Below are 16828 nucleotides of genomic sequence, written 5' to 3'. Positions count from 1 at the left end.
AAATTGAGCCAAAAAATAAAGCCCCGAAAAGTTTCGGGGCAGGAGAACTAATAAGCCGTGGTGCGAAGAACCGGCTGAAACAGCTCTGTCCGTTGCTGGCAGATCCCCTCCAAGAGACACTTATTGCATTGAGGCGACTCCTCTTCCGGACAATATTTACGCGCTGACCACATAAACTTATCAACTTCGGCCATGGATCGACCAGAAAAATCAATCACCCGTTCAACTGCGTCATAAACCGCCAACCTGATTGCACGCTCAGTAGTAGAGTCAACCCAAGAACGGCAACTGATACGGTCAACCCAACGATCATCCAGGTCCACCAAACCGAAACGTAAAGCCAAACGCATCAAATGGTAATCAACTATTGGACGCCATTGCGGACTATCCGGATTGATCTTAAAAAAATGTTCTGGGCGATTGGCCAGGGCCATGGCTAATAACATAGCTTTCTTAGTGAACGGATCGCTAAAGCCGGAAACGTTCAAAGTCAAAAAATTAACAAATTCTAATAATTTCGGATGTTGCTCAATAATATCAAGCGGCGTTTCAAAAACCCTGGGAAGTTTAAAAAAGGAACGCCCATACGCGGTGGTCAGGATGTACCTGATTTCCCAATCTGGAAAAGGCACCGGGCCGTTGTCATCACTTAGAAACTTTACGAAACCGTCAGGCGACAAAGAGGCCAAATTAATTGGCTTGAAAAAGTTAGGGTCATTATCCAACGCCTTTTTAGCCAACTGCCACAACAAACCCGACCCTTTGATTCTCTTACCGTTTAAGGTACCCCAAAGAGGTTCGCTGTAACCGTCGCAATCGCCATACCAAAAACCGAACTGCTGGGAACAGACATAAAAAAAGAAATCCACGGTCGCCGGATGATTAAGCGGCGGGTACATGCCACTAGCGATAATCTCTTCGCCTTGGGCATTGTAGAAACTGTAAAAATTCAATAAATCACCGTCCGGTGGCAAACTTTTCAAATAAACAGCGAGTTTTTCCACCGCTTCCGGATTGACAACAGCAATCTCCTGGCAATCGTCGACTATCGCCTCAGTCAATTCACCTTCAGTCCCGGCTTCAGCCGCTTCAGCGGTGGTTATCCTCATAATGCCAGCGCGACTATGCATGACTATTCCTCCTGTTGGTTGTCCGATCTGTTATCGATAAATTATAAAAGTGCTGGCTTATTTTTATCATATTGCCAACAAAAAAGCAAGGCGTTACAGCCTTGCTTTTTTTAGTGACAATTTGATTTAAAATTTAACCTCTACATTCTGTTTTTCCGCTTCTCCGGCTTCAAAAAAGTCATACTTTTTGAACTTGAGCAATTGATTGATCAAGTTATTGGGAAAAACTTCGATTTTGGTGTTAAAGTCGCGGACATTGCCATTATAGAATCTACGGGCGGCTTGGATCTTGTTTTCTGTATCAGACAACTCTTCCTGTAACTTTAAGAAATTCTGATTAGCTTTCAAGTCGGGGTAGCTTTCCGCCAAGGCAAAAATTGATTTCAGAGTATTGGAAAGCTCGCCTTCGGCCTTAGCTTTGGCGGCCAAACCGTCGCCGCTAGCCATTGCCGTATTTCTAGCTTCAATGACTTTTTGCAAAGTCGCCTGTTCGTGGGCGGCGTAACCTTTGACCGTCTCAATTAAATTGGGAATCAAATCATAACGACGCTTGAGTTGGACATCGATGTCCGACCAGGCTTCTTTGGCACGATTGTTGGCGCGAATCAATCCGTTGTATAGCAATACGACAGCAATAACTGCCACGGCTATCACAATCAGGACGATCCATAAGATGTTTAACAGCATATTTTTGTTAAGATTATAGACTATAGATCGTTCACTCTATTCAGGATAGCAATGATCATTGCCACTCTAAACACGACAAAGTAAGTGAAAAACCTAAAGTTAAAATTTTAATTATTAATCGCAAATTACTTTATCTGGCGTATTCGGTCACACGTTTTTCGCGAATGACATTGACCTTAATTTCTCCGGGATACTTTAATTCGGCTTCAATCTTCTCGGCAATATCCTTGGCCATTTTAACTGCGCCTAGATCGTCAATCTCGTCCGGTGTAACAAACACGCGCACTTCACGGCCGGCCTGAATAGCATAGGCCTTGTCAATGCCGGGGAAACCAAGAGCGATCTTTTCCAGTTCGTCCAAGCGCTGGAGATAATTCTCATAACTGTCTTTACGAGCACCCAATCGTGCGCCGGAAATAGCGTCGGCAACCTTGACAATAATACCTTCGAAAGTAGATGGCTTATCATTGTGATGTTCGAACACGGGAGCGATAATATCCTCGGTAATACCAAACTTCTTACAGATGTCCCGACCAATTTCCGGATGTGTGCCTTGGACTTCATGATCTACGGCCTTGCCGATATCATGCAGTAACCCGGCCTTCTTGGCCACAGCCACATTAGCGCCCAACTCCTCAGCCAATAACGCTGATAGATTGGCCACCTCTGCTGAATGGTTCAAAATATTTTGACCGTAAGAGGTGCGATATTTTAAGCGACCCAGAATTTGCACTAACTTCGGATCCAGACCAGTAATACCCAACTCATAAACCGTGGCTTCGCCGGCCTTCTTAATGTCAATAGCCAAATCTTGCTTGGCCTCTTTAATGGTTTCTTCAATGCGGGCCGGGTGGATACGACCGTCAAAAATCAATTTCTCAATCGCTTTCTTAGCAACTTGGCGGCGAATCGGAGAAAAAGACGACAAAGTAATCGCCTGTGGCGTATCATCAATAATGATTTCTACGCCGGTCAATTGCTCAATAGTCTTAATATTCCTGCCTTCGCGACCGATAATGCGTCCCTTCATCTCATCGTTAGGTATATCCACAACCGAAGAAGTCGTTTCTGCGGCATGACTGGAAGCGCAACGCTCGATCACGGTAGCCAATAGCCCTTTAGCCTTCCTTTCCAATTCATCACTGGCTTCATTTTCCAATTTTTTAATGCGATTAACCAAATTATCGGCAATCATGCGTTCAGCATTCTCCAAAAGCACCTTTTCCGCTTCGGCTTTGGTTAAGCCGGCAATCTTTTCCAATTTGGCCAACTGGTCTTCTCTGATTTTCTGAATTTCTTCCTTAGTCTTATTGATCTTGTCGGCCTTGTCGGCTAAACCGGCTTTCTGATTTTCCAAATCCAGAATTTTCTGATCAAACATGGTTTCGCGCTTCTCCAACCTGGATTTAGCACTGTCCATTTCCACCTTCACCTGTTTAGCTTCAACCTTCGCTTCATCAATAATTTTTAAAGATTTTTCCTGAGCGGCCAAGACAAGCTCTTTCTGCTTGGCTTTGGCCTCAATCAGCATTTTTTCAATTTTTGATTCCAAACTGTCTTTTCTTTTTTGCGCCCAGTTCTTGCGCATAAGGTAGCCACCGCCAAAACCGACAAGTAATGTCAAAAAAGCGATGATACCTGAAATAATGATTTCCATATTTCTCCTTCTATAATGGTAGGGAGAAACCTGCTGACTTCACTTAAATTAGGCAAAAGACGAGTTAATCGTAAATAACGGACAAATGGGAAAAAGACGGATAAGCCCGCCTAATAATCATCCTATTTCATTTTTTTCGCCCGTTTAAAATACGAGATTTTCACAAAAGTATTAGCAAAATTAGATAAAATTCGTCTTTCTCCAAGCCAACAAGATTCCACCCGAACACTTAATTCTTATTAATTATCTAATACTATTCTATCACAAAAACAGTTGCGGGTCAATCCGGCTGTTTTTCCTAAGCTTTTCGGTAATTATTGTCTTATCACCTTGTCAATCAAGCCATACTCCAAGGCTTCATCCGGCGACATATAATAGTCGCGATCCGTGTCTTTTTCAATCTGCAACAAAGTACGGTTGGTATGATCGGTCAGAATCTTATCCAGCTTATTCTTGACTTTCAGGATATGTTCGGCGCGAATCTTAATATCGGTCGCTTGCCCTTCAGCCCCGCCCATCACTTGATGAATCATGATTTCTGAATTAGGCAGAGCCAAGCGTTTGTCCTTGGCACCACCGGCCAAGATTATCGCAGACATGGAGGCGGCGGTGCCGACGCAAATAGTGGAAACGTCAGCTTTGATATGCTGCATAGTATCATAGATCGCCAAGCCGGCCGAAACCGAACCGCCCGGAGAATTAATATAAACTTTAATATCCGACTTGTCATCCTGATTGTCCAAAAATAATAATTGGGCAATAATGGTATTAGCCAGGGCATCATCAATAGGCGCGCCCAAAAAAATAATCCGATCTTTAAGTAAGCGTGAATAAATATCGTAAGCCCGTTCACCCAAGGAACTTTTTTCTATTACAGTAGGAATTAGATACATATGATAGGAATAATTAATAGACAACAACCTTATCTTACTATAATTTTTGTTACAAAACAATTAACTTCCCATTTTTTTCCACCACCTGCCAAGGAACCGTAAAACCGGCGGCTTTCTTGTGTCCGCCGCCGCCGAACAAACGGCAAAAGGAGGCCAAATCCACATCATCGCGCTTGGTGCGCCAACTAGCTTTGACTTCTCTGGAGGACAATCGAAAAACAACAGTAGCGGAAACATCAGTGATAACATTTAAGAAATTGGACAGTCCTTCCACTTCTTCTTCCTGAATCCGGTACCGGCGCAAATCATCGTCTTTAATATAAGTGAAAGCTACGCCCAACTCCTGATTGATCATTAACCGCGACAAAGCTTCCCCCCACAACCGCAAACCGCCGATGGTTTTGTTTTGTATGGCGAAAGCGAATAATTGATTGATTTTAACGCCATATTTAATAAGCTCTGAAGCGATAATTACGGCCTCGGAGTTAGTGGCGGAATTAGCAAAACCGGAGGTATCACTAATAATGCCGGATAGTAAGCAAGTGGCGATACGCCGATCTAAGCATAAGCCGATAGTTTTGAAAAACTTGTAAACTATCTCGCAAGCGGAACTGGCTGAAGCATCAATAGCATTAATTGAAGCATAACCGGGATTGGAAGCATGATGATCGAATGAAGCCGTTGTTACTCCCGCCAAGTCATCAGCAGTCATTTTGGCCATAGCCAAATTAGCGCAATCCAAAAATACAATCAAATCCCAAGGCCGCTTAAGAACATCCCGGTCATTAATTATTTCATCTATCTTAGGCAGGTAGTTCAAGGAACCCGGCACCGGATCGGGCGTATACAAAACATAGTCCTTGCCTAGGGACTCTAAATACAAGGCTAAACTTAAAACCGACCCCAGAGTATCTTGGTCGGGGCGCTGATGACCAACCAGAAGTATTCTGTCAGCCTGCAGAATTAAGCGATCAATTTGTTTAAATGCTCCGTCTAACATAGTAAAGTCAATTGCTTATCTTAACGGAATTAGCGATTCTTGTCAAATATGGTATAATTAATGGCATATAATTCATAATGCTTGACAGATAATAAAAATTATAAATTATAAATCATATGAATTTGGATAATTTAAAAGCTATCAGATCGCGGGACAAAAACCAAGTTGCCGAGTCTATCGCCAATCTACCGAAACAACTGGCTCTAAGTTGGCAAGCAGGGGGGAAATTCAAGTTACCGGCCAGTCACTTAAAAGCTAAAGCCATTGTATTCTGCGGTATGGGCGGATCCAACTTAGCTTCGGAAATGTTACGGGCAATTTTTCCTTTTCAATTGCCTTTCACCCTGGTCCGCAACTATAATTTGCCGGCTTTCGTAGACAAAGACACTTTAGTTATAATAGACAGTTACTCCGGCAATACCGAAGAAATGATCTTCTGTCTGAAAACAGCAGTCAAAATCAAATCCAAAATTGTGGTTATTTCTTCCGGCGGAGAATTATCGGCCTTAGCCAAAAGAAACCGCTTGCCTCTTTTCAATCTAAATCCCGAATTTAATCCTTCGCGCCAACCGCGCTATGATATCGGCTCACAGTTAGGCGCATCTCTGACAGTCCTGAAAAATTTTACCACCATTGAGGCAGATATTGATTCTGCCGCAGTATTTCTGGCAAAACTCGGCCAGACCCTGATGCCAGTTATCCCCGCCAGAAACAATCCGGCAAAAACTTTAGCCCGGCAACTGTCCGGCAAGCAAATTTTAATTTTCGGCGCCGAGCATTTAGCTCCTAATGCGCATATCCTGGCCAATCAATTCAATGAAAGCGCCAAACAGTTGGCTCACCCGTATGCCATTCCCGAACTCAACCATCATTTCTTAGAAGCGCTGGCGTTACCCAAACCAGTCGCCAAAAACACCACCGTCTTATTCTTATCTTCCGCCACTTACAGTCTCCGAATCAGTAAAAGAATAATAGTCACGAAAAAAGTCTTGGATAAACTGGGAATAAAACATCTAACTCTGGAATCAACGGCTAACGACAAATGGCTATCGGCTCTGGAAACCCTGGCTCGGGGCAGTTGGCTCAGTTTTTACCTGGCCATGTTAAACGACGTCAACCCGGCGCAAATACCATGGGTGGACTTTTTCAAAAAAGAATTGGAAAGATAACTTTGGCTAACCGACGATGGCCGGCAACCCATAAACAAAAATAAAACCGACTCGGTTAGCCGAATCGGTTTTATTAATTGAAATTTTCTTTTATATGCTTTCCAACTGATCCAAAACAAAATTAGTTATGGCGTAAGCGGCAAAAATAATAACCAACCCGATAATAGCATTATAGATCATTTTCTTGGCCTTCTCTACTTTCTTTTCATCACCTTGAGCCGTCATCCACCAGAAGCCGGCATAAATAACAATCAAAACCAGAATCACTCCCAAAACACCCAAGATAATACTGATTGCTGTCCCAATCATTGGCATCAAATCACCACTGCCGAATTGACTTTCTAATCCAGTCTCACCAAGGAATGTCCTGAATTCAACGGCGCGGACGATTAGCGGCACGGACAAAGCCATTGCGGACAAAGCCAGAGCTATGCCCTGTTGGCCGATTTTTTTAATCATTTTTTTCATAATTTTTATTTTAATTATTTTAATACTAACTTTTTAAGCTGCGGCTCTAACCCCAATCGTAAGTAATATCATCTGGATTGGTCGGCGAACCCTTGACTTGTTGCGAAGTAATTGCTTGACTGCCTGATCCGGCCCGTTGCAACTGATCCAAAACGAAAGAAGTGATCGCCCAAGCACCGGCGACAATAGCCAGACCGATAACGGCATTATAAATCATTTTCTTGGCTTCATCCACCTTTTTCTCATTGCCTTGCGCCGTCATCCAGATAAAGCCGGCGTAAATCAAAAGTAAAACCAACAAAGTGCCCAAAATACCCAAAACCGCCTGCACCACTCCGCCGACAATCGTCGGCAAGCTCCCTCCACCGATTACTTTAAGTCCGGTATCCTGGCCGACACTGCCCAGATTAGTCAAGCCCTCCTGGACCTGCGCCATAACCGGAGAAACGGCAAAAATAGTAAAGATGAATAATGTAAGAATTGAAATTTTAAGAGTCTTTTTCATAAGAAGAAATTAGCAGATCACAAAATATTTTATCATCTCCTAATCTCCCCCTAAGGGGAGAAAATAATTTTGACTAAACTCCAGTATTACCGACAATTGATCGCAGATTACTCATGACAAACATGGCAATGGCGTAAGCGGCAAAAATAATGACCAAACCGATAATACCGGCATAAATCATTTTCTTGGCTTTGTCCACCTTATCTTGTTCGCCACCGGCAGTCATCCAGATAAAACCACCATAAAGGATGATCAAAACCGCAATAACACCCAAAAATCCCATGGCCACATTCAGGATACCGCCAATAATGCTGTTGAGGTTTCCCTGTTCAATTCCGGCCGTACTGGCTATAAGATCCAAGTCAATGCTTTGGACGTCCTCTTGCGCGCTGACCAACACCGGCAAAGCGAACATGGACATGGCCACAACAACCAATATGGAGGCCAATAATTTCTTTAAAGTTTTTTTCATTCTTGTCACCTCCCTTCCGTGCTTGCAATCGTCAAATTTTTGATTGTGATCGCAGCTGCGACATCGCAATACTTTACCCGACAAAAGCAAAATTTAAATTATTATTTTAGAGCACTATTTATATTGAATTCCTTTACTCCTTAACTGGTAGGAACCAAGATACTGAAAATATAAGTAACAACGGCGTAAGAAGAAAAAATTACCAGTAGTCCAGCGACCGCCCAAATCATGACGGTTTTACCTTTCTTGACGTTATCGGCACTAATACCGGCAGTCATCCATAATATGCCACCGTAAATAAAGGATAAGAGAGCGGCAATGCCGACTAAGCCTAAAAGCGCATTAATCAACCGAGCGGCCAAGGCGGGAATCGGCTCGCCTGGCGGCAGATTCAACGGATCAACCAATTGAACGGCGTAAACTGAAAACGGCGCGGCAGCCAGAAACAAAAGTAACAGTGTTGTCTTAAAAAAGTTTTTCATAAAATTACTATTAACCGCAAGTGGTTCCAAAAGAACTACCGACTAAAGAAGTAAACAAGAAATTAACTATGGTAAAGGCAGCCATAATTATTGCCAAAGCGATAACCGTATTAATCATCAAGCTTTTGCCTTTTTTAATCTTATTCTGATCACCGAAAGACAACAGCCAAAACCAAGTACCACCATAAATAAACAACAATAAAGCGACAATGCCGGAGAGAGACAAAATCATATTGGTGCCGGTAATTCCAACCTGAAGCAAATCGCAAAGACCGCAAACGCCGTTACAAAAACAGTCCACGCTGATATCTTTGAGTAAATAGGAAGACGGGCCAGTGGTCGGCTTGGCCGTACAGGCGGCCAAAACTGCCGGAGTATTCAACGCCAGCAACACCGAAAGAACAGCCAATATTTTCAGTCCTTTTCTGAACATAAGCGTATTATAACAAAAATAAAGCAATTACAAAAGCTAATACTGCTGGGTGACCGTTTGATTGATTTTTTCCACAGCCACGCCGATAATCTTAGATAATTCCTGTCGGGGATCGGACATCTTGAGATACTGTTCAATCATTTCTATTACGGCTTGTTTGGCCGCGTCGAAATTCTTGCCCTTGTACCAGCTGAAAGCTGAAGGCGCTTGATAAGCCGAAGGATACAAATCTTCATTGCTCAATTGGCTATCGCGCAGATCGCGGAGAGCAGTCGGTTTGGAGGTCTTAGCCAAAAACTTTTTTATTTCCGGATAACTCTTATTAGTTCCGGCGTCATTAATGAACAACAGAAAATCCCAAGACTCATTATGATGAGCAGAGGCTTTAGTCACAGTCTCTACCCAATAATCAGCGTAATTCTTACTGGGATTGCCGGCAATCTGAGGAATCGGCGCTACGCCGAAATTAACTCGCGATTGCGCTCGCACCTGAGGAATATTAAAATTATAACCGAAGAAAAAAGCTAACTTGCCTTGGGTAAAAGCATCAAAAGAGTTAGGCAGAGAGGCATCCCAAGAATAGACGCGTTTTCCTACGGTGGCGAAATCAGTATAGAATTGCAACCCGGTCTGCCCGGGATTGGCTGTCTTGTAACCGCCACTGCCGTCCGCTTGCTGGATATTCTTAAAAAAGGTGGCATAACCATTGCCATCGGCCATGGTGGCTCCGGCTTGCATCATTAGGACGGACAAAATATCAAAAGCATAATTAATATTATAACCCATACCTAAAGCCGCGCCCGCCACCAAAATTTTCTGAGTATCGGAGACTTTGGTGATCTTTTCCACGGCGTCCTGAAACGCTGACCAATCGGTCGGCACTTGAGCGATGCTGTTTTGATTCAATAAATCCTTATTATAGAACATGATAAGCGATTCCAAGCTGAGCGGCAAGCCGTAAATCCTATTGTCTATAATCACATCATTACTGACGGTATCAAAAAATAAAGACTTGATTTCCCTGATGGTGGGCGAGGTTTTGGTTCTTAACTCAACAACTTGTTCTTTCTGAATCGTGCCTTTTTCTATAATGTAGCCCATCTGGTATTTGGCGGGCAAGGGCGAAATCTTATTCTCATATTTGGGCAGCCAAGTAATAGGAATAGAAAAGATATCCGGTCCGCGGTCCTCGGCCAAGGCGTTAAGCAGATAGCTCTCATACTCTTCCATGCGAAACTTGCGGTAATTAATGGTGATATTGGGATGCTGGACTTGGTAATCTTTGATAATTGCATCAAAAGCGTCAGAATCATCCCAAACGCGCCAGTAACTTAAAGTGATCGGCTTAACGGCTTCCTGTTCGGCAGAGCTGAGTAATTTACAGCCGAAACCGGCGGTAGCCATCACTAACGCCAACACCACCAAAGCAAAAAGATAAATTTTAGTATTAGTCATAATATTATTCTTACTCATAATATTATAACATAAAAACATAAAAATATAAAAACAACTTAAAAAAATCACCCCCGGAATCCATAATGGACCCGGGGGTAAAAAATGTTCTTCTGATTTAACTTCCGGCTTGACTTTGCCGGTACTCGGCCAAGAGTTCTTGCAAACTCTTCTTCTGCTCTTTGCTGACCGAGTGTTTTGCGCAAGCCGTCGGTTGGGCAATAATTTCCGTCGCCCGGATACTGACATTGGCCGTTATTTGGGCGTTGTCAGCGGCGGCTTGCGCGGCTTTGGCTTTCTTGTTAGCCGTATCAGCCAAGGCGCTAACATCACTGATTGACGTCGCCATCAACTCGTCATACTCCTTGGTGATGGTCGACTCAATATCCCAGATGCCGTTAGTCAGCAGTCGTTTGATTTCCTTCTCGGATTTCTGTCCGAGTTCGGAATCATCGCCGCCCCGATCTCTAATTGTCCGCCATTTAACCAGGAGCTGCTCGTTCTCGGTCTGGACGCGTTTGTCCAGCCGGGACTTAGCCTTGGCCACGCCGAATGCCAACGCTTCATTCGTCACGGACTGAGCTTCATCCGTCACAGACTGATTAGCCGCCAAGGCGATCACACGTGTCGTCAACGAAGACACGTCCTTTTTCACGCCGCCGACTACAAACGCAAAAAACAACATCATGCCCAGGCAAAGTAAGAGCCCGTAAAAAATAAACCGGGGGACGGCTAACGCGGGCTTATCCTGGCTACCGCCGGATTGTTGATCTTGTTGCTGATCCTGAACGCTTCCACTCAATTGACCACCAGACATGGCTTCTTCCTCCTCTTTGGTGATTGCCGATTTGTAACCAGTAATTCAAAAGTTAGTAGGTGCTTCCGGCTCACGTTGCCGAATCATTCCATTATATCATACTTATAATATTTTGTCAATACCTTTATCAACTCCACTAGCCGGCTGATCACACATTTTATCTAAAATTAGATAAAATAATATATAATAATCAGTGTTTTATAAGTAATTTCTTGAATTAGCCAAAATATGGTATAATTAATATTAGAAAATTAATCAAAATTTATGGATAAAGAATTTATCAAATCATTTTTGGAAAAACTGATGGCTGAAGCCGGTCTAGACCAAATGTCCCAAGAATTTAAGGCGCAATACATGACTAAGTTGGAAGAGCTACTCAACCAACAATTAGGACTGATTCTTTTGCAAAACCTTGACGAGGCCAAACAACAAGAGTTCCAAGCTATGATTGATAATAAAACACTGGACAATGCCAAAATCCAAGAACTAGCCGATCAAATTCCTGACTTTGACCAAAAAGTCAAGGATGGCTTAATTGCTTTCGCCAATGATTTTGTTGCTTTAACTCAAAAAAACGAGCCGGCATAACTATATTATGGCCAAAAAAGTTCAAAAAATCGTCACTAAAAAAATAGCCACAAAGGGCGACCTGGCGCGAGAATTAAAAAAACTGGATAAATTATATCGAGAAACAATGTTGCAATTAAAAAAAATAAAAAATGAAGGCCGTAAAATGATAGAAGCTCAACAAAAAAAACTGGATGAAGAAAAAATCAAAGCGATCTTAAAAGGATTAGGCAGATAATTTATGACAAGAAAAAAAGATGAAAAAACATTGCCAAAAGACGGCGGAGCCGAACAAAAGTTTGGCTTGTCTTTGAATGAAAACCCGGAGTTAGCCAGACTACTTGCCGAACTTGATGCCGTATCCGAAGAACAAGCGACGAATAATGATTTAAACACTGCTGAAAGACTTCTGGCAGAGATAGAACATGCCATCGAAATGGAAGCTGCCGCTGCCGGCGATACCGCTGAATCCAAAGAGGCGGCGGTTAAACAAGCAGAAACTTTTTCGGCTACGGCTAGAGCAACTAATGCCTTATTGAAAAGTTGGCTGGGGGGAGAAGATGAAGAAGCAAGCACTAGCGAAGCACCGGTAACCTCGGCCTTGCCCGAGGTGCCTGATGCGCTTTCTGCTATACTTGAATCGCCCGACGAGGTCAGTGCCTTACCGCCTATTACCGAAGACGCACCAATTCAAAAGACCACCCCGGCATTGCCGACACCGGAAACGACAACAAAAAAAACCATCCCGGCAGAAGCACCTCTTGAACCGGAGGAGCCTGAATCATCACCACTAAGTCCGGAAGAATTATCATATATTTTAAGCACTTTGGAAACGCCACCACCGGCTGTCGTCAGCAAGAACCTTGTTGAAATATTCAACGAACTCAATTCCCAAAGATTAGTTGCCGGAAGAAGAGGCAATAATACTATTGCGACCTTGAGTCCTGATGAAAAATTACGGGCTAAATACGAAGCCGGCTTTGCTTCCATTAAGACAATCAGAAAATCAGAACTGGGGAAGATACCGGGAAACCAATTGATAGAAATACTATCTAACCCCCAGAAAAAAGAAAATACGGTTTTGCTGGAAAAAATAGTCAAAAATTATGCCGAGGCATCCGGCTTGGATGAGAAAGCAGTAAGGCAAATCTTCCAACAACAAGAAAACAAGTTGCGTCAGGAAGCGCAGAAAAAAATAGCTGGAAGTAAAAGCTTTAAGAAAGAAGCGGGTAAGGCCCTGGCTAAAAGCGCTCTGTATATCGGTGGTGGCATTGGCATTTCAATTGCTACCGGCGGCCTGGCATCTTTTTTCTCTCCTTTGGCTATTGGCGCCATTAGATTGGCGGACATTCACCTCGTCGGCAAAAAAACCAGAAAAGAAGAGGAGGAGAAATTGCAAGAAATCAGGCAAGAACTGACTGAAAACGAATCAGCGCAAAAAGATTACTTAAAAGGATTCTTTGCTGATTTGGCTATAGCCAAGCAATTGCAGTTAGGCCAGAACCGAGAGGGTTCATTAGCTGACTGTTTGACTGTCAACCCCGACATATTGGAAAATGTTTCTACCGTAGAGGTGGCTTTTGATACCCGGGGATTGGAGGCCTTAGAACAACATTATAACCTACTAAACAGAACCAACGCTGATTGGCTGGATAAGCACCCTTGGGCCAACAAGGCGGTCAAAGGGGTAGACAAACTCTTTCTAGCCGGCGGAAGCAGTGCCGGAGAAAAGACTGTCACCAGCGCGGCCTTGTTTGGGATCGGCCAAGCTCTGCGTTATGGCGGAGCCGGCGCTTGGGGCAGAAGAGTTGTCAGCGGACTCGCCGGCGCCAAACTGGGAGCAGTCGGAGCCGAATACCTTAGCGGGAAAAAAGGTTGGGGAGAAAAAATTAACACTGAAAAATATATTATTGATCAGGAGGCAGAGGCTAATGATATTTTTGAAAAATTCAAAGAGTTAGAATCAGAAAAAACAAATCTTGACAGCAAAAAATACAAACGAAACGCCGTTAAAACGGCGGGAGTTATCGCTGGAGCCTTAGCCGGAATAGCCCTGGGAGAAGCGGCCGGCGCCGCGGCCCATAAAATCGGCTCTTGGTGGCAGAATGAACCAGCTCCGTCAACTAGTAGCACCGAAGTTGCCTCAGTTGAAACGGGAACTGCTCCGGCGGCCATTGCCAAGCTTGAGCATACCGAGTTTATCCCACCCAAAGAACAACTAGGCCTGGCGACTATTGGCAAAGGCGAGGGTATCGAACACGCCCTGCATCGACAATTGGAAGCTAACGCCAAAGAACTCGGCTATGCTGGAGACCTGGAAAACAAAAACGCCCTGCATCATTGGGCTGGCATGCGAGCGCATCAAATCGCCATTGACGAACATTATGTCGATCCGAAAACCGGGGCGGAAATCCGCGTTGCGGGCGGCGGCATTGGCCACGCTCAATATCTTTTAGATAATAAAAATCACGTCCACGAATTCATAGATAGCAAACCGGTCGGAGAGCACGGCGCCATGATTGCCAAAGAATTTGAATACCTGGAAAATAAGCCGGGGACCGCAGCCGCCGAAGTTACTGCTCCGGCCGTCACTGCCGAATCACCCATTTCTGTAACAGCAACAGAAAAAATATTAAGCAACATTGATGCCAAGTACCCGGGATCGGCTGAGATCCTTCAGACTGCCGCCATGGAGACGACTGGTCAAACTGACCAAGAAAAACTCGCGGTATTAACCGATTACTTTTACCATCATCCGGAATTCAAACCGTCAGTCGGCTTAATAGAACTGGTTTCCAGCCATGATCAATCGGCGGAAAAACTGCTGGAATTTTTAGACCACCCGGAAGTGGCCGGGAATGCCAAACTAATCGGGCTCATCAACACTAATGATATTTTTCGTAACCAGAAAAACATAGCTGATTGGCTGGAAGTGTTGCATGGCTCGGCTTTGGGTCGTAGCCAAGGAGTAGGCGGATCACTGGAAAGGGTTTTTCAAACCAATGGCTTAAATGGTTATTACAAAAAAGAATTTAATATGCCGGATTTTGAAGTGTCGCAAACCCATGTCAGCGCTTTCACCGGCGATGTTACTTTTAAGACACCAACGCCGATTAACTTAGGATTAACCAAAGGACAAGCGCCGCTGATTGATTGGCTTTATGATCCGTCAAAAAACTCCTTTAGGGCCACGGTTAATTTCCGCGGGCAACTCCTTGGTGAAGTCTTTGCCGCCAAACCAGGAGAGAATGACCCCAATCAGATTCTTGTCCGGACTTTTGAGTCATTATTAGACAAACTTAAAGATAAGATTGCCGGCAAATAGCGATCTATTATAAAAGCCGCCTCATCAAGCAAGGCGGCTTTTTATTTTATTACTCCAAAGAAATCACTAATAATCCCTTGTCTTCTATTTCCTCCTTAGGCCAAAAAAGCTTATCTAAATTGAATTTGCCGACATAAGTCACCGTCTTTTCTATAGACCTGCCGGTATACTTTTCTGTCAATGGATCCCACTCCTCTAATACCAGAATATCGCCTTCGCGCACTTCAAAGTCATTCAGGCGCAATTCATACTTTTTCTTGCCTGAAGTCACGGCAGAAAAATATTGGGGCCAAATTTTCTTATGTATTGTCGCCATATGATAATCACAAAAAATAATGAATTATCTGGCGAACAATCTAAACATCCAGCCCAATAAACTGAAGCCTTTCTGCGCCGTTCCCAAATAATTGCCAATTTCCAAGTCGGCCTGCTCTAATATCTGTATTTGCTGGATCAGCATCTGCTGATCGCCTTGATTCACAAACTGATCTTTAATTTGGTTTAATTGCTGAATTTGCTCGCGGTTTTGCTCCAGAAATTTTTGCGCTTTATTTATCTCGCCATAATCGGGACCGACAAAAAATTTGGCTAAACCGCTTCTGTTTTGGACTTTCTCCAAGCTGGCTTCCAGATTTTCCCGATTCTGATTCTGCGACTGGGCAATCACTCTCACTTGCTCACCGATACCGCCGTTTCTCTCGGACACTTGCAATAATTCCTGCACGGCATTGGCGACCTGGCTTCTTCTTTGTTGCGTAATTACAGAATCCATGCCACTTTGGCTTTGTACCGCCTCCTGTCCACCAGCTTGAATCTGATTCTGGTTTTGGATTTGCCCTCCCGCTTCGCTTTCATCCCGTAATTGTTGCTGTGTCCGTTGCTGTACCGGTTCTTCAGCGTTTATTCCTGTGGTGTTTCCGCTTTGAGCCTGCTCGTTATTCTGTACCTGGATCTGACTGTCCTCCCCTTGGTTAGTGGTTTGAGTTTGTTGCTGAGTCTGACTATCGGATCCGTTATTACTGCCCTGATTAGCGGCATAGGCCTGACCGGCAAAAGTGAGAGTTGCCACTATGGTGACAATCGTTAAAATTTTATTTTTCATAGTTTTATTCTTCTTTCCGCTTGCCCGACGCTAAGCGCGAGCTAAGCATAAAACAAAGTTAATGATTAATAATCTCTTAAGCGCCTAAAATAATCGACTTGCCATTTCAAACGCGATAAAAGATCTGCTAAGTATAGTTATAACAAAATACAGAAATTTGTGCAAATGAAAAACAGAAAATTTTTAAGAGCTAATTATTATTGCATCCCGAAAAAGATACACTGATTGACAAACGAATTACTCCATGATAGATTATCATAACTACTATAGATAGTGTCCGGTAATACAACCAACTGAAAACAAAGGAGACCGACAAATGACAGAGCCATCAGTTGAACGTTTAATCAAAGATGCGCATCGCGTTCTAAATAATCCCTTTTGGATTCCCGAGTTAGAAGCAAATCGGGTATTTGAAAGAATTCATGATGATCATGATGGAACGTTTACCGGCCGTTTAATGGTGCAGTTTACTAAAGATGGAGACGCTTGGATCAAAACCGATAAACATCACGGTCCGTCATTGCGTTATCGATCTCCTCTCGGCGGAGGAAGCAGTCCCAGGGTAAAAAATGCGCTGATGCTCCTGGCGCTGGCTATTAAGCTGGACAATGAACAAAGACCGCAGGAAGTTATTAATTAACGCGCTAAAAGCACAACAATGCCGGAAAC

The 16828-nt window shown here is 43.6% G+C and carries 19 protein-coding genes; 5 read left to right on the top strand and 14 right to left on the bottom strand.

Annotated elements, in window-relative coordinates; translation table 11 throughout:
- Positions 1-47: 47 nt before the first annotated feature.
- The 5 genes from WC473_03695 to WC473_03675 form a co-directional block, all read right to left on the bottom strand.
- Positions 48-1130 (bottom strand): hypothetical protein, encoded by a 1083-nt coding sequence (locus tag WC473_03695; GenBank protein MFA5124892.1) that lies wholly within the window; start codon positions 1128-1130, stop codon positions 48-50.
- 126 nt (positions 1131-1256) lie between these two features.
- Complete coding sequence (locus tag WC473_03690; protein MFA5124891.1) at positions 1257-1817, bottom strand: LemA family protein; 561 nt, start codon at positions 1815-1817, stop codon at positions 1257-1259.
- A gap of 130 nt (positions 1818-1947) precedes the next feature.
- Positions 1948-3474 carry a ribonuclease Y gene (gene rny, locus WC473_03685; GenBank protein ID MFA5124890.1) on the bottom strand — a complete coding sequence of 509 codons (1527 nt, stop codon included), beginning with the start codon at positions 3472-3474 and terminating at the stop codon, positions 1948-1950.
- 314 nt (positions 3475-3788) lie between these two features.
- On the bottom strand, positions 3789-4367 hold the full coding sequence (locus WC473_03680; GenBank protein MFA5124889.1) for an ATP-dependent Clp protease proteolytic subunit: 579 nt from the start codon (positions 4365-4367) through the stop codon (positions 3789-3791).
- A 49-nt stretch (positions 4368-4416) separates the two neighbouring features.
- Complete coding sequence (locus WC473_03675; GenBank protein MFA5124888.1) at positions 4417-5367, bottom strand: DHH family phosphoesterase; 951 nt, start codon at positions 5365-5367, stop codon at positions 4417-4419.
- Between the two features lie 116 nt (positions 5368-5483).
- Between WC473_03675 and WC473_03670 the strand changes: the two genes are divergently transcribed.
- Positions 5484-6536: an SIS domain-containing protein gene (locus tag WC473_03670; GenBank protein ID MFA5124887.1), complete on the top strand. Its 1053-nt coding sequence runs from the start codon at positions 5484-5486 to the stop codon at positions 6534-6536.
- Positions 6537-6626: 90 nt separating this feature from the next.
- Here WC473_03670 and WC473_03665 read toward each other — a convergent pair whose 3' ends face one another.
- From WC473_03665 to WC473_03635, 7 genes are all read right to left on the bottom strand, one after another.
- On the bottom strand, positions 6627-7004 hold the full coding sequence (locus tag WC473_03665; protein ID MFA5124886.1) for a pilin: 378 nt from the start codon (positions 7002-7004) through the stop codon (positions 6627-6629).
- 46 nt (positions 7005-7050) lie between these two features.
- The gene (locus WC473_03660; protein ID MFA5124885.1) at positions 7051-7509 is read right to left on the bottom strand and encodes a hypothetical protein; all 459 of its coding nucleotides are present in this window, start codon (positions 7507-7509) and stop codon (positions 7051-7053) included.
- A 73-nt stretch (positions 7510-7582) separates the two neighbouring features.
- Positions 7583-7981, bottom strand: a complete 399-nt coding sequence (locus WC473_03655) for a hypothetical protein (GenBank protein MFA5124884.1) — start codon at positions 7979-7981, stop codon at positions 7583-7585.
- 140 nt (positions 7982-8121) lie between these two features.
- Complete coding sequence (locus WC473_03650; GenBank protein ID MFA5124883.1) at positions 8122-8463, bottom strand: hypothetical protein; 342 nt, start codon at positions 8461-8463, stop codon at positions 8122-8124.
- 10 nt (positions 8464-8473) lie between these two features.
- A complete protein-coding gene (locus tag WC473_03645; protein MFA5124882.1) occupies positions 8474-8896 on the bottom strand; it encodes a hypothetical protein in 423 nt (140 codons plus the stop codon).
- 36 nt (positions 8897-8932) lie between these two features.
- On the bottom strand, positions 8933-10351 hold the full coding sequence (locus WC473_03640) for a hypothetical protein (protein MFA5124881.1): 1419 nt from the start codon (positions 10349-10351) through the stop codon (positions 8933-8935).
- 115 nt (positions 10352-10466) lie between these two features.
- The gene (locus WC473_03635) at positions 10467-11165 is read right to left on the bottom strand and encodes a hypothetical protein (protein ID MFA5124880.1); all 699 of its coding nucleotides are present in this window, start codon (positions 11163-11165) and stop codon (positions 10467-10469) included.
- Between the two features lie 264 nt (positions 11166-11429).
- Between WC473_03635 and WC473_03630 the strand changes: the two genes are divergently transcribed.
- The 3 genes from WC473_03630 to WC473_03620 are packed head-to-tail and all read left to right on the top strand — an operon-like array spanning position 11430 to position 15057.
- Positions 11430-11753 carry a DUF5663 domain-containing protein gene (locus WC473_03630; protein ID MFA5124879.1) on the top strand — a complete coding sequence of 108 codons (324 nt, stop codon included), beginning with the start codon at positions 11430-11432 and terminating at the stop codon, positions 11751-11753.
- A gap of 7 nt (positions 11754-11760) precedes the next feature.
- On the top strand, positions 11761-11970 hold the full coding sequence (locus WC473_03625; GenBank protein ID MFA5124878.1) for a hypothetical protein: 210 nt from the start codon (positions 11761-11763) through the stop codon (positions 11968-11970).
- A gap of 3 nt (positions 11971-11973) precedes the next feature.
- A complete protein-coding gene (locus tag WC473_03620) occupies positions 11974-15057 on the top strand; it encodes a hypothetical protein (GenBank protein ID MFA5124877.1) in 3084 nt (1027 codons plus the stop codon).
- Positions 15058-15106: 49 nt separating this feature from the next.
- Here the strand turns inward: WC473_03620 and WC473_03615 are convergent, their stop codons facing one another.
- On the bottom strand, positions 15107-15373 hold the full coding sequence (locus WC473_03615) for a DUF3850 domain-containing protein (GenBank protein ID MFA5124876.1): 267 nt from the start codon (positions 15371-15373) through the stop codon (positions 15107-15109).
- 24 nt (positions 15374-15397) lie between these two features.
- Complete coding sequence (locus WC473_03610; protein ID MFA5124875.1) at positions 15398-16159, bottom strand: hypothetical protein; 762 nt, start codon at positions 16157-16159, stop codon at positions 15398-15400.
- Between the two features lie 316 nt (positions 16160-16475).
- Here WC473_03610 and WC473_03605 point away from each other — a divergent pair, with 316 nt between their 5' ends.
- On the top strand, positions 16476-16799 hold the full coding sequence (locus tag WC473_03605) for a hypothetical protein (GenBank protein ID MFA5124874.1): 324 nt from the start codon (positions 16476-16478) through the stop codon (positions 16797-16799).
- Positions 16800-16828 lie beyond the last annotated feature (29 nt).

This window comes from Patescibacteria group bacterium (genome assembly GCA_041650895.1).
Lineage (GTDB): Bacteria > Patescibacteriota > Patescibacteriia > 2-01-FULL-39-33 > 2-01-FULL-39-33 > CAISTG01.
This window is presented reverse-complemented; position numbering and strand designations above follow the sequence as displayed.